Genomic DNA, 22,157 nt, shown 5'->3' with positions numbered 1-22,157 from the left:
CAGCTCTACATATAGTTTGATGAGCGAGCTTCTAACTCCTCATACAATTGAGCACGCTTTTCACTTGCATCAATATTTAAGACAAAGGCGATGGCTACAGACAAGACCAGAAGACTATTCCCTCCTTGCGATAAGAAAGGAAAGGTTACTCCTGTCGAAGGAATAATTCCAGAAATTCCACCGATATTGACAAAGACCTGGACCAACATCATCCCACCAACCCCAATCGCCATCATGGAATTAAAGGGATTCTTAGCACGAATTCCGACTAGGATGATTCGTAAAATAAGGAAAAAGACAAGTGCTAAAATCAAGCCAGCTCCTACAAATCCAAATTCTTCAATGACAATTGAAAATACAAAATCTGTATGGGCCTCTGGTAAATAGCCACGTTTTTCAATTGAATTTCCTAAACCTAGACCAAACCAACCACCATTTACCATAGCAAAGTAGGAATTTGCGAGTTGGTGGCCTGCTCCTGCCAAATCGGCAAAGGGATTAAAGTAGGCACTGAAACGCTTGGCCACATAACCAAATACTGGAATTTTTGAAAATTTATCAACCCCAATCATAGAGATAGCTGATAGGGATAGGGCTGAAATCCCCACCAAAATTCCCAAAAAGGCAATAAACCATCTATAAGCGATACCACTAATCGTATACATAATCAAGGCAACCAAAGCTAAAATAGAAGCATTCCCCAAATCTGGGAAAATAGCAAGACTCCCAATCAGTACCAAGAGAACAAAACGCCAGTCATTAAACGCACGAGGAAGCCACTGATTCTGTGTCAAAACTTGAAAATCATAAATAGCTATATCCTCTTGTTGTTTGGAAAATTTATTTGCTAGATACCAAATAATAATAATTTTCAAGTATTCGGCTGGCTGAATGGTCAAAGGTCCTACAGAAATCCAGCCATAGGCTCCATTGACAGGAATACCAATCAAACGAGCCAAAGCCAATAGAATCAGCTCAACAAACATAACAATAAATAAAAGACGTTCATTTCTTAAAAAATTCAGTCTCAACTTATATATCAAGGCAATCAGTATCAAACTAAATATCCAAAACAGTCCCTGACTTCGGACCAATTGCAATGCACTTTGGCCTTCTTGAATTAAAATAGCACTGGTTGTCGAATAAACCACAATCAAGCCCAGAATAGATAAAAGTAAGTAAGGAACTAGAATAGAATAATTTAATAGGTGCCTTTTACTAATCTTCATAGTATCACCAATCTAATGAGAACAACACAATTGCTTCCCAAATTCCGTTTGTTTTCTAGTTTTGATTGCTATTATACCATTTTTTCCGAAAGAAAAAAACTCTTATCCATCAGATAGACCATTTTTGTCATAAGAAAAAGAGCACTTGGCCCTTTTCTGTTTTATTCTTTTGATGAATTACTTGAGCTTGAATCTCCGCCACCGATATATTGGGTGAAGATATTTTGGAAGGCTTGATCTTTAACCTTGATATTGGCTGCTTGTAATTCTTTTCCGATAATACTTTGAACGAATGTTGAATCATTTTGTTTTTGAGTCAAGATAACAGTTTTTAATTTTTCTTTATAGTCATCAAGATTAGATGATTTTTCTGTTTTCTTAGTGAGTTTTACAATGTAATATTGGCTGCTATAGGCTTGTGTACCAGCGGCTGTAATCACATCAGAAACGCCGTTTACATCTAGAGCAAATGCCGCTTTCTTAACTTGTTCTGGCACTTCTGTTGAAGCAGAATCAAAGGTGATTTCACCACCGTTCGCTTTGGTTTTCTCATCAGTTGAGTTATCTTTGGCTAATTGAGCAAAGTCTGCACCACTTGCCTTAGCTTTTTCGAGGACTTCTTTGGCTTTATCTTCATTATCAAGACGAATGATTTGAGCCGTTACATCTGGAGTATATTCATCAAAGGCCTTCTTATAAGCATCATCTGTCAATTCAGCTTCTGCTGCTTTTTTAACTGCCAACTCAACTAATTTACTTGTACGAATTTGAGCTTTACGTGTTTCAAGTGTCATACCTGCTTGTGACAAGACACGTTGGTAGTTGTCACCATATTGTTTTTCTTCTTCGGCAATCGTGTCATTGACTTCTTTGTCATCTACTTCTGAACCGTATTGTTTCTCAAACACTTTTTGGATGGTCAAGTTCAACAAAACTTGTTGGGCTGAAGGGTTGCTTTTCACTTGCTCATAAAATTGATGTTCTGTAATGACATCCCCTTTCATGCTGATAAGGTCTGCCCCTTCTGAACCTTTCGAACAAGCTGCTAAAGTTGCTACTGATAATAGTGTAATGGCACCTGCCAATAATTTTTTCTTCATGTCTACTCCTTTAAGATAAGTGTTACCCTATCTATTTTACTATATTTTCTTAAATTTTTCTGAAAATCATTTGCTGTCAGGCAATTGAACATCTGCTACATTTTTACGAAGCATAAGAATTCCATCCCCCAGAGGGACTAATGTTGCGGTGAGTCCTGGATTGTCTAAGGTTGCGTCAAATAGTCTTTGAAGACCTCGATAGATAGTTCGCTGACCTCGACGAACTTCCATAATGTCCTTGGCAACATCACCACCTTGGAAAATATCATCCAAGACAACCACACCTCCAACTTCCAAATGTTTGAGGATTTCTGGTAGAAAGACGATGTATTTAGACTTGGCAGAATCCATAAAGACAAAATCATAAGACTCTGTTAAGGTAGATAAGACATCTACCGCATCTCCTTCTAGGAGTGTAATTTGCTTGCGACTGTCAAACTTGGCCAAATTTTCCTTGGCAAAACCAATCATTTCTGGATTGCGGTCAATGGTTGTAATCTTGGCATTTGGTGCATGTTTCGCCATCAAGAGAGCTGAAAAACCGATAGCCGTCCCAATTTCCAGAATATTTTTAGGCTGCATGGTTTCCATGAGAAAACGGAAATAAGCAACCGTTTCATGGGGAATAATTGGAATATTTTCCTTGCGAGCAAAATCTTCCAATTCTTTCAAGGAACCTGTGACTTGCTTTTGACGCTGGCGCATCAAGTCTACAATTTCTTCTTTGACGACAGGACGACGCATGTTATGGTTGGCATTTTTACTATACGATTCAACCATCTTATGCAATTCCCAATTTTTCAACAAGGGCTTCAAACTCATTTAAACGACGTTCAAAGACTGCAAAGGCATCGTTGAGGTAGTCTTCCTTCTCCATATCAACACCAGCTTTTCTCATGACATTAAGTGGATAGTCAGATTTACCAGCCTTGAGGTAGTCGATATAGCGGTCACGGTCTTCTTGACTACCATGAACAATTTTTTCAGCCAAGGCTGAGGCAGCTGCAAAACCTGTTGAATATTGATATACATAGTAGTTATAGTAGAAGTGTGGAATGCGAGCCCACTCGTATTGGATTTCAGGATTGTCTTCCTTGCTCAATCCATAATACTCTTGGTTCAAGTCTGCGTAGAGTTTATTTAGGAAATCGCTTGTCAAGACTTCTCCATTTTGGTCCGCTTGGTGAATAGCGTGTTCAAACTCAGCAAATTGAGTTTGGCGGAAAACTGTTCCACGGAAACCGTCTAGGAAGTTATTAAGAATAGCAAAGCGCGTTGCATCATCTTCCACTTCTTCCAATAATTTCTCCGTCAAGATATTTTCATTGGTAGTTGAAGCAATCTCAGCCAAGAAGATAGAGTAATCTCCGTAAACATAAGGCTGTGTTTCACGAGTATAGCTAGAATGCATACTGTGACCAGTCTCATGGACTAAGGTAAATAGATTGTCTAGATTGTCCTGCCAGTTTAGAAGCATAAAGGCATTGGTATCGTAAGAACCCCCAGAGTAGGCACCTGAACGCTTGCCTTGGTTTTCGTAAACATCAATCCAACGCTCGCTGAAGGCACGTTTAACACGGCTCAAGTAATCCTCACCCAAGACTGACAAGGCATCTTCTGCTTTTTTCAAGGCTTCTTGGTAGGTAAAACTATATTCAACAGACGAAAGCGGTGTGTAGACATCGTACATCTTGAGGTCTGAAATCCCCAAGATTTTTGAACGAAGCTCAAGATAACGATGCAAGAGTGGCAAATGCTTGCGAACTGCTGCTACCAAATTGTCATAAACACTTTCTGGAACAAAATTCGCTGCTAGGGCTGCATGACGAGCACTCTTGTAGTTACGAACTTTGGCACGGTAGTTTTGGACCTTAACATTGGTTTGCAAGGTTTTGGCATAGGTATGTTGGAATTGTTCGTAAGTCGCATAAAGAGCTTGATAGGCACCACGACGAACCTCACGATTTTTAGATTCCATCAAACGTGTGTAAGTCCCATGAGATAGCTGAACTTCCTTACCATCATCATCGAGGACATAAGGGAACACAATATCCGCATTGTCCAAGATAGCGAAGGTTTCACTTGCCGAACCAAAGATTTCTCCAGCTCCAGCCAATAATTCTTCTTCACGTTGTGATAAAACGTGGTCTTTTCCTTGTAAAAGTTTATCAAAATAGTGTTGATAAACCTGCAATTTTGGTTGAGCCTCTAAAAAGTCAGCATACTGCTTTTCACTAATTTCCATAAATTCAGGCTCATAGAATGAAAAGGCTTGGTCTAGTTGGCTATAAAGAGTCATTGCCTTGGCGTAGTACTCTTGATACTTGGCTTCACGTGTGTCCTGGTCATTTTTCATATGAGCATAAACGTAAAGCTTCTCCATCTGGCGTTCCATGTCAAGAGAAAATTCAGTAATTTCGAGTAGGCTATCCGCACTATCCAAGAGATGGCCTTCATACTGGGCTACTGTCTCCAATTTTTCTGTTAACTCTTTTAAGGCTTCTTCCCAAGCCTGGTCAGTTGGGTAAATCGTTGATAGATCCCATGTATCTTTTTCATTTATTTCATGTCTTTGTAATACCATTAGATTCCTCCATCCTTTCTATTCTACCATATTTTTTAAGAAATATTGCTGATAAAAGGCTGGTGGATAAAGCTTTTGCCAATCATTTTGAGGATTTTCTTGATAATAGGTTTGAAAATACTGATAATAGCTGGTCAAGTCTTGTTCAATCTGGAAAAATTTGCCCACTAGTGGTCGAATTTGTGGATACCATTCTTTTAGCCCATAAGTCAGGATATTTTCTCCCTTCTGATAGGCTTCGGCTTGTTCTTTCATCCAAAAAGGATTTTGATAATAGAGTTGTTGCTGAATATAGCGACAGATGTCCTTGTCCTGAGAAACTGTAAAATGAGAGATTTTTTGTTTCTTATAAGGAAGACGCAATATCTCCAGTAGACTGCCTTGACCATAGGGAAATTCCTTGATTTGATAATGGAGTTTACCACGGAGGTCTTGGTAAATCAGGTATTTGAGTCTTAAAACTTGTTTTTCACTGTCTAATTCCCAAACATAAAAGCCCATATTTTGACTGAAATAGAGAAAACCTTGTTGCAGACGGGTTAAGCGGTCTTTGATCCACAGTTTTTGACCCAGCAACCACAGTACTTGGTAACCATGACTACGATAGCCCTCACTTCGCTCTTTAAGAACCTTTTGAGTCAAGGGACTACACTGAACTTCTAGAGCTAGATTGCCATTTACAAATACATCCGCAATCTGTTTAAGCTCTGGAAGAGGGGATTCTAATTGCACCTCTGCATCTCTTTTCAACCAGTGATAAAGTGATTTTTTATTTTCTAGGTGTTCTGGACTTTCATTTTCAGAGGAAAAATCACAGTCTTTTAAGGTTTTGTGGGCAAAATGGGTCCGGACACTTGGTCCTTGACGCAAACGGAGCTGACCTCCACAAGCTGGGCAGGTGTATGCCTGCTTCTCAAGTTTATCCTCTAACACATTTACCAATTCTCCCCTAGCATCTCTCGCAACAAACATGATTTCCCTCCTTTTCTATATTATTCGAAAAAAAGAAAAAAGATCAGGAAAATTCCTAATCTTCATGTATGTTTACTTGATTTTCTTAGCTAGCATGGTCGCAAAGCGTAGTTGAATGCGATTGCCATTCTCATCGCGACGGTGAAGATGACCAGGATTTTCATTGTACTTGACCAACTCCCAATCCTTGTAGTATTCAGCCAATTCTCCCTCTTTAAATGTGAATGGGAAGTTCACTGAGCAAGGATAATCCTCCGTGTCCATGGCACAGACGATAAGGTTGTAGCCACCTACCTTGGTGTGCTCCTGCATGTTTCGGATAATAGCTGGAATGCGGTCCGCTTGTAGAAACATCAGCACCACCGTCGATACGATAAAATCATATTCTTGTCCAATGCTGGCTGAATTGATATCATAAAGACCAACTGGCATGTCCAGGTCTTCTTGCTCCACAATGCTTTGCAAGATTTCAAGAGCCAGTTCATTTTGATCCACAGCTGTCACATCAAAACCTTGCTGGGCTAGAAAAAGAGAATTGCGCCCCTGACCACAGCCCAAATCCAAGGCTTTCCCTGGTTTTACTGTCTGCATTGCCTCTAGGACCTCTGAATGAACAGGATTGGTATTGTATTTCTTAGGAAAATAATCCTCAGGTTTACAATAAAATTCCAAATACCATTCCACATCGTCTGTAGCAGCCTCCACTCGGTGCCAGGCTTGCGGTTGCGCCATTGGATTGTCTGCTCCTGCTTCAAAGAGGTGTTCAGCTAGAACTTCTCCTTCTTCGGTCAATTCAATAAACTTGAGGGCTCCTTTTACAACTGTGATCTTACCCCAAGTTCCGACCTTGGTATTGTGTTTCTGCTGAACCGCCTCTGGCATGGTCTCTTTAGTCCACAGTGGCATGCGTTTATAGGCAACTAGTTTTTCCATTTTCATTCCTCTTTTTATCGCTGGTTGACAGCTTTCATAACACGCGCGATGTCGCGATTTTGCTCCCGTCGCTTGATAGACTCCCGTTTGTCATAGTCATGCTTTCCTTTAGCTAGGCCTAAAAGGAGCTTGGCATAGCCATCTTTGATATAGACTTTTAGGGGAACCAGCGTCATTCCTGTCCCTTTAGTCTCTTGTTCCAATTTTTGAATTTGTTTCTTATGAAGCAGGAGTTTACGACGGCGTTCTGGTTCCTGATTCCAAATATTGCCCTCTTCGTAAGGAGCGATATGAACATTACTCAGCCAGACTTCTCCATTTTTTACTTGGGCAAAGCCATCCTTGAGATTGATTCGAGCTGCTCGTACACTCTTGATTTCAGTTCCAGTCAGGACCATCCCTGCCTCTAGCGTATCTACGATTGTATAGTCATGACGCGCCTTTTTATTTTGTGCGACGACCTTTCCCTCGCCCTTTGCCATGCTTGGCTCCTTTCTTAGCTACTTCCTTATAAAAAGGTTTCTTACCCTTTTTCTTCTTATCTTTTGACGAATGCTTGCGCTTATCATTTGAGCGTCCTGATTTTCTCTTATCTTCCTTCTTATCTGAATGACGACTTGAACCACGCCCTCTGTCACTACGACTAGACTGTTTCAAGCCTTTTTCAATCACATCAAATTCACTTGGAATGTAAGAGAAATCAATTTCCCCCGTCATCTTGTCAGCTCTTTCAACCCGAATGCGAATCTGCTGTCCTACACGGAAGGTTGTACCCGATTTCTCCCCACGAAGGGTCAAATCACGCTCATTGAAATGATAAAATTCAGGTAAATTTGTGATGTGAATCAAGCCCTCAACTGTGTTTGGCAATTCAACAAAGAGACCAAATTTGACTATGCTGGAGACAACTGCATCGTACTCTTCACCTACGTATTCTTCCATGTACTCAGCCTTTTTCATGGCTTCGACTTCACGCTCAGCCTCGATGGCACGACGCTCACGGTTGGAAGACTGGGTCGCAATCTCTGGAATCACTTGTTCAAAATGCTCGGCTATTTCCTTGGAACGCCCATAGTCTCGAATCATACGGTGGACTAGGAGGTCTGGATAACGGCGAATTGGACTGGTGAAGTGAGTGTAATAATCAGCCGCTAGACCATAGTGACCGTGATTGTGCTCTGAATAGCGAGCCTGCTGCATGGAACGGAGAAGCATCATGGACAAGACATCCGCATAAGGCTCTCCCTCAACAGTACGCATGATGTCTTGGAGAGCCTCCTGGCTAATCTCACTGGCAGTCCCATAAATTCTCAAGCCAAAACTTGAAGCATAATCAATAAACTTCTGAACCTTTTCAGCCTTAGGCTCCTCATGGATACGATAAATGAAAGGTAGCTCCAGCTTGCTGAAATGCTCGGCAACTGTTTCGTTGGCCATCAGCATAAAGGACTCAATCATGCGCTCGGCAACACCACGCTGACGAAGAACGATATCAACAGGCTTACCTTGCTTATCCACTAAAATCTTGGCTTCATTGGTATCGAAATTGAGGGCTCCACGTTTCGCACGCATGTTTTCTAAAATTTCATGGAGCTTGGCCATAAGTTCGATACTTGGAACAATTTTCTGATACTCTTGTCTCTTCTCCTCGTCACCTGCTAAGATATCATTGACATCACTATAGGTCATCCTGAAGCTAGTCTTGATAACCGTTTGTGTAATGGTGTAATTGACCACACGACCATGTTTATCAATCTCCATAATGGCAGACTGGGTCAGACGGTCAACTTGAGGATTGAGGGAGCAAATTCCATTAGATAGTCGTTCTGGAAGCATTGGCACCACGCGGTCTGTCACATAAACAGAAGTCGCACGATTAAGGGCTTCCTTATCAAGGGCAGACCCCTCGGTCACATAGTAGGAAACATCTGCGATGTGAACTCCAAGTTCCAGATTGCCATTTTTCAATGCTTTGATATGCACCGCATCGTCCAAGTCCTTGGCATCCGCACCGTCAATGGTAAAGGTAATCTCATCTCTTAGATCCAGACGGCCTTCCATATCCTTTTGAGACGGAGCATCCGGCACACTTTCTGCTTCCTTGACAACGGCTTCTGGAAATTCTGAGACAATGTCCATTGATTCCAAAACCTCAAGGACATCAATTCCGACATCCGTCGAATGCCCCACCACATCGAGGACACTCGCGACAAAGAAATCATGTTTCTTGCTTGGGTATTTATCGATAAAGACCTTGAGAACTTCTGTTCCTTCTAGTTTTAGAGCTGGTTTCTTAACATAAATCGGTTGACTGATTTTCTGATTTTTCGAACGGATGTAGCCAGCATACTTGGGCTTTTCCTGATCTAGAACGATTTGGCCGACAACTGTTGTCAGGCTGTGTTCTAAGATATCGATAATTTTGGCTTCTGCTGCTGTTCCCTTATTGCGGTCAGCGACTTTCTTGATGACGACCTCAACGGTATCACCATCAATAGCATAGTTGACATCGTTTTTTCCTACAAAAAGGTCGTCCTCCTCGCCTTCCAGACTAACAAAGCCAAAGCCATTTTTATGGGCATGAAAAATCCCCTTGAGGGTAATCTCATGTTTTTTCTTGGCTTCCAAGGTCAGACTACCATCTTCTTCAAAACGAATTTGGTGCTTTCTTTCCATTAAGGACAAGGTTTTAATCAACTCACGAAAATCCTTGGAACTGTCTTTTCCCAAAGCCTGAGCCAAATCATTAACAGTCACCTTTCCCTTGTCTTGTAAATATTCTTTTATTCTATCTTTCATATTTTCTTTCTAGATTTTTTAATTTTCTTTTACTGTAAAACCTTCTCAAACATCCTTTAAAAATAAAAAGAGGCAAAGACCTAGTCCTGCCCATTATTTTCTTATCTACTTGATAATACCGTCAATGCTAAGGCAATGGCTAGCCAGAAAAAGACTAAAATCCCTGTCAAACGCTGCATTACAGCTTCAAAACCGCGAGCTTTACTGCGTTCAAACAAATCACCTGAGCTGGCATCAAATACATTGCTGGATTGGTTTTTGGTTGGTTGCATGAAAATCGCAATCACAATCACAACAGATAATACTAATAAAATGGTTAATAATAGGTTATACATATCAAACTCCTTAAAATCCTTATTATTTTACCATAAAATCTACTTAGATTCAAGATGTAGGGTTACTTTTCTTTCTTTGGGACAATACTTTAAAACCTCGATCTTGTCTGGATGGGTTTTTGAATTTTTACTGGTTAGGTAATTGATACTGCCACAAGAGGAGCATTTGAGATTAATTTTTACTCGCACTAGATTTCCTTTACTTTTAATAATGTTCGAAATTGAAGCAGGTTAAAGAGACAACTAAAGGCAACACAAAGGCTTGTCGCATAAAAGACTGCATGGTAGCCAAATTGACCTGCTACTGCAGAACCTGCCATAGGCCCAACGACACCTCCCAGATAAAAGAATACCTGATTAAAGGCAAAGACCCTCGAAATACCAGCTTTGGGCGTCATCTTGCTGAGAAGGGCATTGACCCCAGGTATCAGCGCACCGGTTCCCAAGCCAAAGAGGAATCGATAGAGTCCTAGTTGAAGCGGACTAGAGGCATTGGCACAGAGGAGATAGATGATAACTGAATAAAACTGAGCTACAACCAAGAGACGATGGTTGCCCACCTTGTCACCTAGCTTTCCCATGACTCCTGCACTCATCATACTGGAAAAGCCCATACTGGACACAATCAAACCAGAGACAAAAAGAAGATTCTCTGTCTGGCCTAAGTCGCGTACATACAGAGCTAAGATAGGGCCGATTGATTGGGCTGAAAATTGGATGACAAAACTGGTCAGAAAGAGGTTGACCAAAAGATAGGGATATTTAACTGAGGTAAACAATTCCTTTGTTGGAATAGCCTTTTCCTTGGCTACTGGTTTAAAATCTTCCTTGATAAAGAAAATAGTCAAAACAGCAGCTAAAAGTAGAAAACTACCAACCAGTAAGAAAACAGTACGAATGCCAAATAATTCTGCAATAAATCCCCCGATAAAGGGACCAGTTAGAGTACCTGCAACTACGCCTGTAGACAAAGTACCTAAGGCAGAGCCTGATTTCTCCTTGGGAACCTGACTGGCTATCAAGGCCGTTGCATTGGGAACAAAACCCGCAAATACACCATTCAGTAAACGAAGAAAGATTAACCAATAAATATTTGGCACAAAGGCTAAGCCTCCCATAGTAATGGTCATGGCCAGACCAGCACGAATCATCATGGGTTTTCGACCGTATTTATCAGCAAGAATACCCCAGATAGGAGAAAAGAGTGCTGCGGAAATAGCAGAGACAGAAATAGCTAAACCTGCATAAAAAGCGACTTGCTCACTTCCTACACCTAGATTTTCCACAAAGATGGGCATAAAAGGCACAACCAAAGAAATACTGGCTCCAGTCAGAAAATTACCAAACCAGGCAATGCGCAGATTATCCTTCCAGTTAATCTCTGTCATCTTGCTTACCTCCCTCAAGCAGGGAGAACACCTGAGTAAGAAGCTGGTCCTGATTTCCATTGTTGTTTAAAACATGGCTGGCCAAATCTTTCTTTTTCTCTAAAGGCCACTGAGCTGCCAGACGCGACTCAGCTTCATCTTTGGACAAGTGGTCCCTTTTCATTAGACGTTCTACTTGGACATCTCGGTCTACATAGACCAACCAAGTCTCATCAAACCAAGAGACGTAGTCCTGCTCAAAAAGTAGGGGAATATCCATGAAGAAAATCTCTTCTGTCTGAGCCAATTGGTCTCTTAATGTAGCTAGTTCCTCACGGATAATCTCTCCTTGAGTTACCCTAGACCATTCCCGTTCCTCAGGATTTGAAAAGATAAGACTAGCTAGGAGAGGGCGATTGAGTTCTCCGTTTGTTAGAATTATTTCTTGACCAAAGTGCTGGACTAGAGCCTCAAACAGACGACCACCAAGTCTCTGTAGTTGGTGGACAACCGCGTCGGCATCCACTACTTGAAATCCTTGCTTTCTTATAAAATTTGTCACAGTTGACTTACCAGAGGCAATTCCCCCAGTGATTCCGATGATTTTTCCCATCAGTCCCTCCTTTGACAGTTTGGACAAAAGTGGGTACCTCGTCCGCCTAGTTGGATTTTCTCAATGATGGTGGCACAACGTGAACATTCTTGACCAGCCTTATCATAGACCTGATGAAAATCCTGCATGGTTCCATCTTCCCCAAAGGCATTGGTATAGGTCCGAATGGTGGAACCACCTTTTTCAACAGCCTGTCCCAAAACAGCAATGGTCTGGTCATGAATGGCAGTCGCTTCTTCTGCTGTCAAAGTCTGGGAAGGTCTTGCTGGATGAACCTGAGCTCGCCAGAGAACCTCATCCACATAGATATTTCCAAGGCCAGCTACCAAGGTCTGGTCTAAAAGGTGGGATTTGATAGGCTTTTTAGATTTGGATAGAGCAGCTTGAAAGACCTGCAAATCAAATTCTTGTTCGCTTGGTTCAGGCCCTAATTTTTTAGAAATAAAATAAGCTTCCAAAAGGTCTGGTGCAAGCAGTTCCATAGTCCCAAACTTGCGTACATCCTCATAAACAAGCGTGCCACCGTCCTCAAACTGGAAGAAAATATGGGCATGTTTGCGTTCAGGTACTTGGTCTGGATAGTAAAAATACTTGCCCTCCATCCGCAAATGGGAAATCAAGACCTTGTCTGTCAGGTAGAAAATCAAATATTTGCCACGACGTCCCATTGACTCAACAACTTGACCAGGCACTTCCTTTCGAAACTCGTCCAAATCCGTCTTAATCATCTTGGGATAGCGAATTTCTACACTCGAAATCTTCTTTCCCAAAATCAATTTTTCTAAGCCACGACGAACGGTTTCAACCTCAGGTAATTCAGGCATAAGTCCTCCTTCTGTAAAAACAAGAAGCAGGCATGAGCCCACCTCTACTTAGTATTCTTTTTCATTATAGCCAAAGTCAGCCAAATCTAGCTTTTTATCGCGCCAGTTTTTCTTGACCTTGACCCAGGTTTCTAGGAAGACCTTGTCTCCTAGCATGAGTTCAATATCACGACGGGCCATGCTACCGATTTTCTTAAGCATAGCGCCACCTTTACCGATGATGATCCCTTTCTGACTATCACGCTCGACCATGATGGTTGCACGGATGTGAACCTTGTCTGTCTCTTCATCTCGTTTCATAGAATCAACAACTACTGCGACAGAGTGCGGAATCTCTTCACGAGTTAGGTGCAAGACTTTCTCGCGAACCATTTCTGAAACCAAGAAGCGCTCTGGATGGTCTGTGATTTGATCAGACGGGAAATACTGGAAACCTTCGTCCAAATTTTCACTCAAAATATCCACTAGACGAGAGACGTTATTTCCCTGAAGGGCTGAAATGGGCACAATTTCCTTAAAGTCCATTTGGTTACGGAAATCATCGATCTGAGATAAAAGCTGGTCTGGGTGAACCTTATCGATCTTATTCACCACCAAAATCACAGGAACCTTGGCAGCCTTGAGACGCTCGATAATCATATCGTCCCCCTTACCACGCGCTTCATCAGCAGGCACCATGAAGAGAACGGTATCCACTTCACGAAGGGTGCTATAGGCAGATTCGACCATGAAATCTCCAAGAGCCGTTTTAGGTTTGTGAATCCCTGGTGTGTCGATAAAGACGATTTGTTCCTTATCAGTCGTGTAAATTCCCATGATTTTGTTGCGCGTTGTCTGCGCCTTGTCACTCATGATGGCAATCTTTTGCCCCATAACGTGATTTAAAAAGGTTGACTTCCCAACGTTGGGACGTCCTAAAATGGCTACAAAGCCTGATTTAAAAGTCATAATTTCCTCTTACTGTTTAAAATAATAAATCCCAGATTCGTGGGAGAAAAATCAATGCGCCTGTTAAGGCTGCGAAAAGAGAGACCACTAATACCGCGCCAGCTGCCATATCCTTGGCATTTTTAGCTAGCATGGAAAAGTGATAGTGGCTGGCCAAATCTACTACATTTTCGATAGCAGAGTTGATAATTTCAAAGGCTACTACCAAGAAAATGCTCAATAGGAGAAAGAGCCATTCGATTCGTGACACCTGAAAAACAAAACCTGCAAGAATGACTACAAGAGCCGTTACTGCATGTTTTCGCATATTGCGTTCTTCCTTGATAGCAGTAAAAATTCCTGTGATGGCAAATTCTAAACTGGATATCAGGTCACGATTTTTCCATTTTCGTTTATTGTCTTGTGAGTCCATAGGCTGTCAAAATTTCTTCTTGTAAACCGAACATCTCCGCTTCTTCTTCCGGAGTATAGTGATCATAGCCATTGATATGTAAAAAGCCGTGTACTGCCAAGAAGCCCATCTCACGCTCAAAGCTGTGACCATATTCCTCAGCCTGCTCATGAGCCTTATCAATAGAGATGAACAGTTCTCCAATATAGGCATCAAACTCAGACATCATCTCTGCCAATTCTGGATTTTCAAGCAAATCCTCTTCGTCAAAGGCAATTTCCAACTCTGGCTTATACTCAAGGCTGATGACGTCTGTCGGACGGTCTGTGTCACGGTACTCCAAATTGAGTTCATGGCTACGCTCGTTGGTCACAAAAGTAACTGCCATCTCCTTGTCTTCTTTACCTAATTTTTGGGCTGCAAATTCCAAAATTTCTTGGGTTTGTTGCAACATTTCTTTTGAAACTTGACCAGTTTCATCTACCATTTCAATATACATGTGCTTCTCGTTTCTCTTTACTTGGCTTTATTATACCACATTTCCATGATTTTATTCTACCTTTTTGATATAATACTATGGAATACAATCACAAGGAGAGAACGATGTCATTTGACGGATTTTTTTTACACCACATGGTTGAGGAATTGCAAAGAGAGTTAGTGAACGGTCGCATCCAGAAAATCAATCAGCCTTTTGAACAAGAATTGGTCTTGCAAATCCGCAGCAATCGCCAAAGCCATCGTCTGCTCCTTTCTGCCCATCCAGTTTTTGGACGCATTCAGCTGACCCAAACGACTTTTGAAAATCCAGCCCAACCTTCCACCTTTATCATGGTTTTGAGAAAGTATTTGCAGGGGGCTCTGATTGAGTCGATCGAGCAGATTGAAAATGACCGCATTGTGGAAATTACAGTTTCCAATAAAAACGAGATTGGAGACCATATTCAGGCTACCTTGATTATCGAAATCATGGGTAAACACAGTAACATTCTACTGGTTGATAAAAGTAGTCATAAAATCCTCGAAGTTATTAAACACGTCGGCTTTTCACAAAATAGCTACCGTACCTTGCTTCCTGGATCGACCTATATCGCTCCGCCAAGTACGGAATCTCCCAATCCTTTTACGATCAAGAACGAGAAACTCTTTGAAATCCTGCAAACTCAGGAAACGACAGCTAAAAACCTTCAAAACCTCTTTCAAGGTCTGGGACGTGATACAGCAAATGAATTGGAAAACATTCTTATTACCGATAAACTATCTACTTTCCGTGACTTTTTCAGTCAAGAAACCCAGCCATGCTTGACTGAGACTTCCTTCAGTCCAGTTCCTTTTGCCAATCAGGTGGGAGAGCCTTTTGCCAGTCTTTCTGATTTGTTGGACACCTACTACAAGGATAAGGCTGAGCGAGACCGTGTCAAACAGCAAGCCAGTGAACTCATTCGTCGTGTTGAAAATGAACTTCAAAAAAATCGTCATAAGCTTAAAAAACAAGAAAAAGAGTTACTGGCGACAGACAACGCTGAAGAATTTCGCCAAAAAGGAGAATTGCTGACAACCTTCCTCCACCAAGTGCCTAATGACCAAGACCAAGTTATCCTAGACAACTACTACACCAACCAACCTATCACGATTGCTCTTGATAAGGCTCTGACTCCCAACCAGAATGCCCAACGCTACTTTAAACGGTATCAGAAATTAAAAGAAGCTGTCAAATACTTGACTGATCTGATTGAGGAAACCAAGGCAACTATTCTCTATTTGGAAAGTGTAGAAACCGTCCTCAACCAAGCTGGACTGGAAGAAATCGCTGAAATCCGTGAAGAATTGATTCAAACAGGTTTTATCCGCAGAAGACAACGGGAGAAAATCCAGAAACGCAAAAAACCAGAACAATATCTAGCAAGCGATGGCAAAACCATCATCTATGTCGGCCGCAATAATCTGCAAAATGAGGAGCTTACCTTTAAAATGGCCCGCAAGGAGGAACTTTGGTTCCATGCCAAGGACATTCCTGGAAGTCACGTTGTTATCTCAGGCAACCTTGACCCATCTGACGAAGTCAAGACAGACGCAGCAGAGTTGGCCGCCTACTTCTCTCAAGGTCGCCTGTCAAATCTGGTTCAGGTGGATATGATTGAAGTCAAGAAACTCAACAAACCAACTGGTGGAAAACCTGGCTTTGTCACCTACACAGGACAAAAGACCCTCCGTGTCACACCAGATCCAGAAAAAATCGCATCTATGAAAAAATCCTGATTCGACTTGAAATCAGGATTTTTAGCTTATACTCTTCGAAAATCTCTTCAAACCGTGTCAACGTCGCCTTGCCGTATATATGTGACTGACTTCGTCAGTCTTATCTACAACCTCAAAACACTGTTTTGAGCAACCTGCGGCTAGTTTCCTAGTTTGCTCTTTAATTTTCATTGAGTATTATACTCAAATCATATCCAATTATAGGCCTAATCTTTGCCACCTAGTTTTTCATTAATTTTCATCATTACACTAGCAATTTTTTCGCCCCAATAAGGGTCTGAGGCATATTCCACATTCATACCAGATGCCTTATTTCCAAGGAAAGTTCTACCCCTATCGATATAATTTTCCTTAATCCACTTTGTTGCTCCTAAAATACCTTTATCCACATCATCAAATGTCTTGGCAGAAAGGTAAGGGGTCGTATCATAGGCTGTAATTCCAAAGAAATTATTCTTATCTTTGGCAATCTTGCTACGTCCCCAGTCGCTTTCTAAGGCACTATGAGCAAGGAGATAGAGGGCATTGATATGGTAATGTTCTTCGGCTTCCTTAAAGGTAGCTCCCTTATTTTCCAGGAGGCTATTATTAATATTTAACAAACTAAATACCTTATCCAAGTCTTCAGCACTATAGTTTGTAGCATCTGTCAAATCTTTGAAAAGGAAGGGATTTTCAAGGTTAAAACCATCAAAATGCAGCCCATCTGCCGAATAATATTTCTTGCCTACTTCCATATCAGAAAGATGAGAAGCTACTGGGATACTAGCATTCTGAGCCACATAGTGATAAAAACGATACCCATCGCTCTCATAATAAGGGATAAAATCCTTGCTAGAATCTAGTGTTTGTAAATCTTCTGTTTTCATATAGCCTGACAAACCAGAAATAGTAATAGCCAGGTGCTTGTCATCACTTTTTCTATCCTTATCTAGCCAGACGACACTACCTTGCGATATATAGGAGAGCTTTTCACCATCTGCATTATAGACATTTGCTGTGACAGGTACTACTTGATAATAAGCAGCATTTTCATTTGTAGCTTTTTCTCCAAGCCATTTACCGTCGCTTCCAAGCTGATAACCATCTACAGTCTCATTTTTCGCCATGTAGCCACCAGATTTGAAGTAGTACCAGGCTTGACTTTTAGAATCGTATAGCCATTCTTTCTCAGTCATTTTCCCATCAGATTTGAGGTAAAACCATGACTCCTTATCCCAAATCCATTCATTGGCTGCCATATAGCCACCGGATTTTAGATAATAATAGTGACCATTTTCGAAAATCCATTCTTTCTCAGCATGTTTTCCATTTTCTTTGATGTAAAACCAAGATTGATATTGTTTGTCAAAAAGCCAACCTTGCTGTACTTTGGCACCACTAGCACTCACATAAGTCTGTTCAATCCACTGACTTGTCAGTAGATAACCACCAGATTTAAAATAATAGTCCTTCCCCTTTATTTGGAGCCATTCTTTCTCTGCATGCTGGCCATCTGCTTTGATATAAAACCAAGCATCGTATCGAGAATCATATACCCAATCTTCTATTACCTTGGCACCTGTTGCACCAACATAGGAAGCACCTAGCCAAGCATTTCTTTTCATCTTTCCATCTTGGTCAAGATAATAGAGGACTCCCTTGTCTTCTATCCATTCTGACTTGGCCATATAGCCACCTGATTTGAGGTAAAAATAGTCGTCACCTTGTTTCAGCCATTCATTTTCAGCATAGTTGGCATCTGCTTTTATATAAAACCAAGATTGATAATGAGAATCAAAAACCCACTCATTGGCTGCTTGACTGCCATCTGCTTTCAGGTATTGTTTTCCTTGCCAAGTACCATCACTAGCCATTGCACTCTCTGGTCTGGCTAAGAAAAATAGCAGAGCTAAAAAAACAAATCTCAATTTCTTCATAAACTTTCTTCCTCTGTTCTTTCTATTTTATTGTATCAAAATTCTCTATAATAAACATTACAAACTGATAAAAAATCAAGAACAGATTGATTGCAGTTTACCTCAGAGACTCTTTTACTTCCTTGCGGAGATTTTCTAGACTGCTGATGCCGTATTTGTCCATGACTTTTGGTAAATTTTCGATGATATCAGGACAGGCATATGGATTGGTAAAGTTGGCTGTTCCAACTCCAATAGCAGATGCTCCCGCCAGATACATTTCTAGTGCAGTTTCAGCCGAATCCACTCCCCCCATTCCAATGATAGGCAGGTCTGTTGTTTGGGCTACTTGGCGAATGAGTTTGAGGGCTACTGGAAATACTGCTGGACCAGACATTCCACCTGTTCCATTGGCCAAGATTGGTTTTCTGGTTTTGAGGTCAAAACGCATTCCAACCAGAGTATTGATCATGGTTAATCCACTTGCTCCCGCATCTTCTGCTGCTTTTGCGACGGTGACAATATCTGTCACACTAGGGGTTAGTTTGACATAAACTGGTACATCAGAGGCTTCCACAGCTGCTTTCACCACATCATAAGCCAGATCAGGATCTTGACCTATCAAAAGTCCGTGATTACAGTGATCTACATTGGGGCAAGAAATATTGAGCTCAATAGCCTTCACATTAGCTGCCTTAGAAATACCACTAGAAACAGCTGCATACTCTTGTTTTGAAAAACCAGCTACATTGGCAATAATAGGAAGATTTGGATATTCTCTTTCCAGCCAAGGTAACTTTTCAGCCAAAACAACTTCCAAACCAGGATTTTGTAAGCCAATTGCATTGAGCATGCCAGCAGGTGTCTCAGCAACTCTAGGAGTTGGATTGCCAAAACGGGCTTCAAGGGTTGTCGCCTTGATCATAATAGAACCTAAAAGGTCTAAATCATAGTACTTGGCATACTCTTGTCCAAAACCAAAACAGCCTGATGCTGGAATAATCGGATTTTTCAAATCCAAGCCTGGTAGAGAAACTTGTAAACGATTTCTAGTCATGATTTTCTCCTTATAATACAACTGTTCCTGTTCGGAAAACAGGCCCATCTTCACAGACGCGTTGGCTGACCGTCTCGCTTTCTGGTACTTTTAGGACACAAGCGTAGCAAGCTCCCATCCCACAAGCCATACGAGATTCCAGAGATAGATAGGCTCTTGGGTGGTCATAAAAGGTTTGATTGATATACTTCATCATTCCAGGCGCCCCACATGAGTAAACAGCATCAAATTGATTGTCTAAATCCTTAATAACAACGGAAACATTTCCCTTGATACCATAAGAACCATCATCTGTCGTTACAAAGACTTGACCATATTGGGCCAATTCCGTCTCTAAAATAACAGCATCCTTGTTCGCAAAACCGAGGACAGTCACTACTTTCACACCACGCGCATGCAATTCCTTGGCCACTTCAAGCAAGGGCGGAACACCAATCCCACCACCAACAAGGAGAACCTGGCTCTGCTCATCAAGGTCAGACAAGTCAAAACCATTCCCCTGAGGCCCCATCACATCAAGAGTATCTCCCTGACTTAAGGTTGAGAAAATAGCTGTCCCAGCTCCCTCAATCCGATAAATGAGATGACACTGCTTCTTAAACTTATCGATAGACGAAATTGAAATAGGGCGACGCAAAAGATGGGCGTCATCAGGCACACGCAGATGAAGAAATTGGCCTGCTCGCATGGCTTCAACCATTTCCCCCTCTAGGACTAATTCAAAGATTGCTGGCGCAATTTCCTCCTGTGCAACCACCTTCATGGTTTCCAAGCGAATAGCACCCAAACGTTTCTTACATGTGGGATTCATGACTTTTCCTCCTTAAATTTTAAGGGGACCAGATAAAGAAAAGGCCTTGCGATTGCAAGGCCTCAGTTAAAATCGTACAAGACAAGAGAGCACACTCAAAAAGTCTCCTCTAAAAAATTGCACTATTCTTTTATCTGACACCTTGTGAGTCTCTCTGGACTCCCCTTAAAGGTTAAATTTTTACTAGTATACTCTTTCAGCTAAAAAAAGTCAAGTAGAAAACGAACATTCTACTTGACTTGACGAGATTATTTTTCACGAATGACTTCGACCTTGTAGCCATCAGGGTCTTTGACAAAGTAATAGTTAGGTGCAGTTCCTGGTAGACCATTTGGCTCAGTCACTTCATATCCTTTTGCACTATGCTCTTGATGAAGTGCCTCAAGATCAGGTGTACTGAGGGCAATATGGGCAAAGCCATCTCCAACCACATAAGGGCCGTGATTATAGTTATAAGTCAACTCCAACTCATAGTCGTCACCCTCAAGTCCTAGATAGACAATCGTGAAGGCATGGTCTGGAAAATCTCTGCGACGCAATTCTTTAAAACCAAAAGCATCTTGATAAAATGCAATTGATTTTTCAAGATTTTCTACTCGCAAGCAAGTATGTAGCATTTTTGAAGCCATATTTTTCTCCTTTATTTTTAAAAAGACTGGGACAATCCTGTTCCAGTCTTATCAGTTATTATTTACCAAGTTTTGCTTTAGCTGCATCTGCAAGAGCTGTGAAAGCTGCTGCATCGTTAACAGCCAAGTCAGCAAGCATTTTACGGTTAACTTCGATCTCAGCCAATTTCAAACCATGCATCAATTGTGAGTATGAAAGTCCGTTCATACGAGCTGCCGCATTGATACGAGTGATCCACAATTTGCGGAAGTCACGTTTTTTCTGACGACGGTCACGGTATGCATAGTAGTAAGAGTTCATTACTTGTTCTTTTGCAGTACGGAACAAGATGTGTTTAGCTCCATAGTAACCTTTTGCTAATTTAAGAATACGTTTACGACGTTTGCGTGATACAACGCCACCTTTAACACGTGCCATGTTTTATTTCCTCCAAATATTTCCTAGAATTGTTTACTTACAGTCAAGCTATTATTTCAAGCGAGTAAGCATTGCTTTGATACGTTTGTAATCTCCTGAATGCACCATAGATGCTTTACGAAGATGACGACGTTGTTTCTTAGTTTTTCCGTGGAAACGGTGAGAAGTGTAAGCACGGAAACGTTTAAGTCCACCAGAACCTGTACGTTTGAAACGTTTAGCTGATGCGCGGTGTGTTTTTTGTTTTGGCATGATTTTTTCTCCTTTATTTAACTTTCTGACAATTATTTTTTGTCAGTCGCTGGCGCCAATTGCATGAACATTTGACGTCCATCCATTTTAGCACGTTGTTCGATGATGGCAATATCTTGAGTTGCTTCAGCAAACTCGGCTAAAACTTTTGCACCAATCTCTTTATGGGTAATCATACGACCCTTAAAGCGAATAGATACCTTAACTTTATTTCCTTTTTCAAGGAATTTGCGTGCATTGCGAAGTTTTGTATCAAAGTCACCCTTGTCAATCGTTGGACTTAGACGAACTTCTTTCACAGTAACAACACTTTGTTTTTTACGTTGTTCTTTTTGCTTCTTCTGGTACTCAAATTTGAACTTACCGTAGTCCATAATTTTTGCAACAGGCGGTTTGGCTTGGGGTTGAATCAATACTAGGTCAACATTAGCGTTATCAGCCAAAGCTTGCGCTTCACTGAGTGGCTTGATGCCTAGCTGTTCTCCTTCAAGACCAATCAAGCGAACTTCACGTACACGAATCTCATCATTGATGAATAAGTCTTGCTTTGCTATGGTTTTCACCTCTTTTGTTTTATTAGAGAAAAACAATAGCGGACTCGTAAATATACAAGCCCGCACGTTATGATAGCGTTTCTTAGAAACTTTTCATCCGTAGGGCCAGGCAACTTAATGTCACAAGGCGAGAAGCTCTCACTTCTGCTTTTCTCAACTTTTATATGATACCAAGTTTTCTAGC

At 41.3% G+C, this 22,157-nt stretch carries 24 protein-coding genes and 1 other annotated feature; of the genes, 1 reads left to right on the top strand and 23 read right to left on the bottom strand.

Annotation, left to right across the window (positions count from 1 at the left end; genetic code table 11):
- Positions 1 to 5: 5 nt before the first annotated feature.
- The 16 genes from ftsW to ybeY form a co-directional block, all read right to left on the bottom strand.
- Positions 6 to 1,229: a cell division peptidoglycan polymerase FtsW gene (ftsW, locus tag O3636_RS00515; RefSeq protein WP_371641360.1), complete on the bottom strand. Its 1,224-nt coding sequence runs from the start codon at positions 1,227 to 1,229 to the stop codon at positions 6 to 8.
- Between the two features lie 161 nt (positions 1,230 to 1,390).
- Positions 1,391 to 2,329 carry a peptidylprolyl isomerase PrsA gene (gene prsA, locus O3636_RS00510; protein ID WP_371641359.1) on the bottom strand — a complete coding sequence of 313 codons (939 nt, stop codon included), beginning with the start codon at positions 2,327 to 2,329 and terminating at the stop codon, positions 1,391 to 1,393.
- 66 nt (positions 2,330 to 2,395) lie between these two features.
- Positions 2,396 to 3,109, bottom strand: a complete 714-nt coding sequence (locus O3636_RS00505) for an O-methyltransferase (RefSeq protein WP_371641358.1) — start codon at positions 3,107 to 3,109, stop codon at positions 2,396 to 2,398.
- Position 3,110: 1 nt separating this feature from the next.
- Positions 3,111 to 4,913 (bottom strand): oligoendopeptidase F, encoded by a 1,803-nt coding sequence (gene pepF / locus O3636_RS00500; RefSeq protein WP_371641357.1) that lies wholly within the window; start codon positions 4,911 to 4,913, stop codon positions 3,111 to 3,113.
- 18 nt (positions 4,914 to 4,931) lie between these two features.
- Positions 4,932 to 5,885, bottom strand: coding sequence for a competence protein CoiA (locus O3636_RS00495; protein ID WP_371641356.1), 954 nt, complete (start codon positions 5,883 to 5,885; stop codon positions 4,932 to 4,934).
- A 72-nt stretch (positions 5,886 to 5,957) separates the two neighbouring features.
- Entirely contained in the window at positions 5,958 to 6,818 is an 861-nt protein-coding gene (gene tehB, locus O3636_RS00490; protein ID WP_371641355.1) for an SAM-dependent methyltransferase TehB, read from the bottom strand.
- A gap of 14 nt (positions 6,819 to 6,832) precedes the next feature.
- Positions 6,833 to 7,300, bottom strand: coding sequence for an SsrA-binding protein SmpB (gene smpB / locus O3636_RS00485; RefSeq protein ID WP_001051750.1), 468 nt, complete (start codon positions 7,298 to 7,300; stop codon positions 6,833 to 6,835).
- Positions 7,263 to 9,617, bottom strand: coding sequence for a ribonuclease R (gene rnr, locus O3636_RS00480; protein WP_371641354.1), 2,355 nt, complete (start codon positions 9,615 to 9,617; stop codon positions 7,263 to 7,265). The genes smpB and rnr overlap by 38 nt, the downstream gene beginning before the upstream one ends.
- A 101-nt stretch (positions 9,618 to 9,718) precedes the next feature.
- The gene (gene secG / locus O3636_RS00475; protein ID WP_000282517.1) at positions 9,719 to 9,952 is read right to left on the bottom strand and encodes a preprotein translocase subunit SecG; all 234 of its coding nucleotides are present in this window, start codon (positions 9,950 to 9,952) and stop codon (positions 9,719 to 9,721) included.
- A gap of 39 nt (positions 9,953 to 9,991) precedes the next feature.
- A complete protein-coding gene (gene rpmG, locus O3636_RS00470) occupies positions 9,992 to 10,141 on the bottom strand; it encodes a 50S ribosomal protein L33 (RefSeq protein ID WP_001809104.1) in 150 nt (49 codons plus the stop codon).
- The gene (locus O3636_RS00465; RefSeq protein ID WP_173212341.1) at positions 10,141 to 11,340 is read right to left on the bottom strand and encodes a multidrug efflux MFS transporter; all 1,200 of its coding nucleotides are present in this window, start codon (positions 11,338 to 11,340) and stop codon (positions 10,141 to 10,143) included. The genes rpmG and O3636_RS00465 overlap by 1 nt, the downstream gene beginning before the upstream one ends.
- Positions 11,327 to 11,932, bottom strand: coding sequence for a dephospho-CoA kinase (gene coaE / locus O3636_RS00460; protein ID WP_138704456.1), 606 nt, complete (start codon positions 11,930 to 11,932; stop codon positions 11,327 to 11,329). Before coaE ends, O3636_RS00465 begins: the two co-directional genes overlap by 14 nt.
- Complete coding sequence (mutM, locus tag O3636_RS00455; protein ID WP_173212339.1) at positions 11,932 to 12,756, bottom strand: DNA-formamidopyrimidine glycosylase; 825 nt, start codon at positions 12,754 to 12,756, stop codon at positions 11,932 to 11,934. The genes coaE and mutM overlap by 1 nt, the downstream gene beginning before the upstream one ends.
- Positions 12,757 to 12,804: 48 nt before the next feature.
- Positions 12,805 to 13,704 (bottom strand): GTPase Era, encoded by a 900-nt coding sequence (gene era / locus O3636_RS00450; protein ID WP_000143264.1) that lies wholly within the window; start codon positions 13,702 to 13,704, stop codon positions 12,805 to 12,807.
- Positions 13,705 to 13,720: 16 nt separating this feature from the next.
- Positions 13,721 to 14,116: a diacylglycerol kinase family protein gene (locus tag O3636_RS00445; RefSeq protein ID WP_000378157.1), complete on the bottom strand. Its 396-nt coding sequence runs from the start codon at positions 14,114 to 14,116 to the stop codon at positions 13,721 to 13,723.
- Positions 14,097 to 14,594, bottom strand: a complete 498-nt coding sequence (gene ybeY / locus O3636_RS00440) for an rRNA maturation RNase YbeY (RefSeq protein WP_000275156.1) — start codon at positions 14,592 to 14,594, stop codon at positions 14,097 to 14,099. Before ybeY ends, O3636_RS00445 begins: the two co-directional genes overlap by 20 nt.
- A gap of 104 nt (positions 14,595 to 14,698) precedes the next feature.
- Here ybeY and pavA point away from each other — a divergent pair, with 104 nt between their 5' ends.
- Positions 14,699 to 16,354 (top strand): Rqc2 family fibronectin-binding protein PavA, encoded by a 1,656-nt coding sequence (pavA, locus tag O3636_RS00435; protein WP_371641353.1) that lies wholly within the window; start codon positions 14,699 to 14,701, stop codon positions 16,352 to 16,354.
- Between the two features lie 206 nt (positions 16,355 to 16,560).
- Here the strand turns inward: pavA and O3636_RS00430 are convergent, their stop codons facing one another.
- From O3636_RS00430 to infC, 7 genes are all read right to left on the bottom strand, one after another.
- Positions 16,561 to 18,273: a glucosaminidase domain-containing protein gene (locus tag O3636_RS00430; protein WP_371641352.1), complete on the bottom strand. Its 1,713-nt coding sequence runs from the start codon at positions 18,271 to 18,273 to the stop codon at positions 16,561 to 16,563.
- 97 nt (positions 18,274 to 18,370) lie between these two features.
- Positions 18,371 to 19,357: a dihydroorotate dehydrogenase gene (locus O3636_RS00425; protein ID WP_261023885.1), complete on the bottom strand. Its 987-nt coding sequence runs from the start codon at positions 19,355 to 19,357 to the stop codon at positions 18,371 to 18,373.
- Entirely contained in the window at positions 19,320 to 20,120 is an 801-nt protein-coding gene (locus O3636_RS00420) for a dihydroorotate dehydrogenase electron transfer subunit (RefSeq protein WP_125452192.1), read from the bottom strand. Before O3636_RS00420 ends, O3636_RS00425 begins: the two co-directional genes overlap by 38 nt.
- Before the next feature lie 248 nt (positions 20,121 to 20,368).
- On the bottom strand, positions 20,369 to 20,749 hold the full coding sequence (locus O3636_RS00415) for a VOC family protein (RefSeq protein WP_219966553.1): 381 nt from the start codon (positions 20,747 to 20,749) through the stop codon (positions 20,369 to 20,371).
- Positions 20,750 to 20,807: 58 nt separating this feature from the next.
- The gene (gene rplT / locus O3636_RS00410; RefSeq protein ID WP_000124834.1) at positions 20,808 to 21,167 is read right to left on the bottom strand and encodes a 50S ribosomal protein L20; all 360 of its coding nucleotides are present in this window, start codon (positions 21,165 to 21,167) and stop codon (positions 20,808 to 20,810) included.
- A gap of 51 nt (positions 21,168 to 21,218) precedes the next feature.
- Positions 21,219 to 21,419 carry a 50S ribosomal protein L35 gene (rpmI, locus tag O3636_RS00405; protein ID WP_001125943.1) on the bottom strand — a complete coding sequence of 67 codons (201 nt, stop codon included), beginning with the start codon at positions 21,417 to 21,419 and terminating at the stop codon, positions 21,219 to 21,221.
- Between the two features lie 32 nt (positions 21,420 to 21,451).
- A complete protein-coding gene (infC, locus tag O3636_RS00400; RefSeq protein ID WP_000848180.1) occupies positions 21,452 to 21,982 on the bottom strand; it encodes a translation initiation factor IF-3 in 531 nt (176 codons plus the stop codon).
- A 15-nt stretch (positions 21,983 to 21,997) separates the two neighbouring features.
- Positions 21,998 to 22,129, bottom strand: a sequence feature (ribosomal protein L20 leader region).
- Positions 22,130 to 22,157 lie beyond the last annotated feature (28 nt).

Origin of the sequence: Streptococcus sp. 27098_8_76, assembly GCF_041432315.1 — a bacterium.
Lineage (GTDB): Bacteria > Bacillota > Bacilli > Lactobacillales > Streptococcaceae > Streptococcus.
Note: the sequence above shows the minus strand (reverse complement) of the source record. Positions and strands in the feature narration are given on the sequence as shown.

What these genes read in the sequence shown, in the direction of transcription:
- tehB (WP_371641355.1), bottom strand. Translation starts at nt 6,818, where the DNA reads ATGGAAAAACTAGTTGCCTATAAACGCATGCCACTGTGGACTAAAGAG.
- coaE (WP_138704456.1), bottom strand. Translation starts at nt 11,932, where the DNA reads ATGGGAAAAATCATCGGAATCACTGGGGGAATTGCCTCTGGTAAGTCA.
- rpmI (WP_001125943.1), bottom strand. Translation starts at nt 21,419, where the DNA reads ATGCCAAAACAAAAAACACACCGCGCATCAGCTAAACGTTTCAAACGT.
- O3636_RS00495 (WP_371641356.1), bottom strand. Translation starts at nt 5,885, where the DNA reads ATGTTTGTTGCGAGAGATGCTAGGGGAGAATTGGTAAATGTGTTAGAG.
- prsA (WP_371641359.1), bottom strand. Translation starts at nt 2,329, where the DNA reads ATGAAGAAAAAATTATTGGCAGGTGCCATTACACTATTATCAGTAGCA.
- O3636_RS00430 (WP_371641352.1), bottom strand. Translation starts at nt 18,273, where the DNA reads ATGAAGAAATTGAGATTTGTTTTTTTAGCTCTGCTATTTTTCTTAGCC.
- mutM (WP_173212339.1), bottom strand. Translation starts at nt 12,756, where the DNA reads ATGCCTGAATTACCTGAGGTTGAAACCGTTCGTCGTGGCTTAGAAAAA.
- O3636_RS00420 (WP_125452192.1), bottom strand. Translation starts at nt 20,120, where the DNA reads ATGAATCCCACATGTAAGAAACGTTTGGGTGCTATTCGCTTGGAAACC.
- rplT (WP_000124834.1), bottom strand. Translation starts at nt 21,167, where the DNA reads ATGGCACGTGTTAAAGGTGGCGTTGTATCACGCAAACGTCGTAAACGT.
- ybeY (WP_000275156.1), bottom strand. Translation starts at nt 14,594, where the DNA reads ATGTATATTGAAATGGTAGATGAAACTGGTCAAGTTTCAAAAGAAATG.
- O3636_RS00425 (WP_261023885.1), bottom strand. Translation starts at nt 19,357, where the DNA reads ATGGGCCTGTTTTCCGAACAGGAACAGTTGTATTATAAGGAGAAAATC.
- secG (WP_000282517.1), bottom strand. Translation starts at nt 9,952, where the DNA reads ATGTATAACCTATTATTAACCATTTTATTAGTATTATCTGTTGTGATT.
- pepF (WP_371641357.1), bottom strand. Translation starts at nt 4,913, where the DNA reads ATGGTATTACAAAGACATGAAATAAATGAAAAAGATACATGGGATCTA.
- era (WP_000143264.1), bottom strand. Translation starts at nt 13,704, where the DNA reads ATGACTTTTAAATCAGGCTTTGTAGCCATTTTAGGACGTCCCAACGTT.
- pavA (WP_371641353.1), top strand. Translation starts at nt 14,699, where the DNA reads ATGTCATTTGACGGATTTTTTTTACACCACATGGTTGAGGAATTGCAA.
- ftsW (WP_371641360.1), bottom strand. Translation starts at nt 1,229, where the DNA reads ATGAAGATTAGTAAAAGGCACCTATTAAATTATTCTATTCTAGTTCCT.
- O3636_RS00415 (WP_219966553.1), bottom strand. Translation starts at nt 20,749, where the DNA reads ATGGCTTCAAAAATGCTACATACTTGCTTGCGAGTAGAAAATCTTGAA.
- O3636_RS00445 (WP_000378157.1), bottom strand. Translation starts at nt 14,116, where the DNA reads ATGGACTCACAAGACAATAAACGAAAATGGAAAAATCGTGACCTGATA.
- O3636_RS00505 (WP_371641358.1), bottom strand. Translation starts at nt 3,109, where the DNA reads ATGGTTGAATCGTATAGTAAAAATGCCAACCATAACATGCGTCGTCCT.
- rnr (WP_371641354.1), bottom strand. Translation starts at nt 9,617, where the DNA reads ATGAAAGATAGAATAAAAGAATATTTACAAGACAAGGGAAAGGTGACT.
- smpB (WP_001051750.1), bottom strand. Translation starts at nt 7,300, where the DNA reads ATGGCAAAGGGCGAGGGAAAGGTCGTCGCACAAAATAAAAAGGCGCGT.
- O3636_RS00465 (WP_173212341.1), bottom strand. Translation starts at nt 11,340, where the DNA reads ATGACAGAGATTAACTGGAAGGATAATCTGCGCATTGCCTGGTTTGGT.